At 68.3% G+C, this 1,150-nt stretch carries 1 protein-coding gene; it reads right to left on the reverse strand.

What is annotated here, in order from left to right; all coding sequences use genetic code 11:
- Positions 1-30: 30 nt before the first annotated feature.
- The coding region (locus ACIPIA_RS16725) for a trans-sulfuration enzyme family protein (RefSeq protein WP_400511097.1) at positions 31-1,150 on the reverse strand (1,120 nt) is incomplete at its 5' end.

A 1,150-nucleotide genomic window follows, 5' to 3' on the forward strand; every position in this document is an offset into this window, starting at 1 on the left:
CTCGCCAAGACGATCTGGCCCTGAGCCGCCTCAGGCGTGCCCGGCCTTCAGCGCCTGGTCGATATCGGCATAGAGATCCTCGACATCCTCGATGCCGGTCGAAAGGCGCAGCAGATCGGTCGGGCAGGGCGAGCCGGCGCCTTCGATCGAGGCGCGGTGCTCGATCAGGCTCTCGACGCCTCCAAGCGAGGTTGCGCGCTTGTAGAGCTCGACATGCGCGGCGGCCTTGACCGCAGCAGCCTCGCCCCCGGTCACCTGGATCGACAGCATGTAGCCGAAGCCGTTCTCCATCTGCCGCGCCGCGATATCGTGCCCGGGGTGCTGCGGCAGGCCCGGGTAGAGCACGCGCGCCACCAGCGGATGCGCCGAAAGGCGCTGCGCCAGCGCCATGGCCGAGGCCGACTGACGCTCCTGCCGCAGATGCAGCGTGCGCATGCCGCGCATCAGGAGATAGGCCTCGAACGGGCCGAGGATGCCGCCCTGCCCCTTGCGCACGGTCTTGATGCGGTTCCAGAATTCGTCATCGGCACTGGCGCAGAGAGCGCCGGCGACGACGTCGGAATGGCCGTTCAGCACCTTGGTCGCCGCGTGCATGACGATATCGGCACCAAGCGCCAGCGGCCGCGTGTGGACCGGAGAGGCGCAGGTCGAATCGACCGCGAGACGGGCGCCGGCCTTGTGCGCGATCTCGGCCGCGCCGGCGATGTCGGTGATCGTCCAGAGCGGGTTCGAAGGCGTCTCGACCCAGACGAGCTTGGTGACGCCCGGCTTCACCGCAGCCTTGAGCGACGCCAGATCGTCGGTCTCGACGAAATCGACCGTCAGCCCCCAGCGCGTCGCCTCGTTGAGAAGCCAGGCCCGCAGGGCCCAGTACATGACCTTGGAGGCGACGACATGGTCGCCGGGCGAGAGCGCCTGAAACACGGATGTCGCCGCCGCCATCCCCGACCCGAAGAGCAGCGCGCCGGCCTTGGCCTCCTCGAGCATGGCGAGCACGGCCTGTGCCTCATGCACCGTCTCGTTGTCGGGGCGGCCGTAGATGAAGCCGGAGGAATAGCCGTTGTCCTCGTCTCGGATGAAGGTCGTGGCGACATGGATCGGCGGCACCACGGCCTTGGTCAGCGGATCGACCTTGCCCATCGCCTGTGCG

The sequence above is a fragment of the Allobosea sp. CER48 genome, from assembly GCF_044752385.1.
GTDB lineage: Bacteria > Pseudomonadota > Alphaproteobacteria > Rhizobiales > Beijerinckiaceae > Allobosea.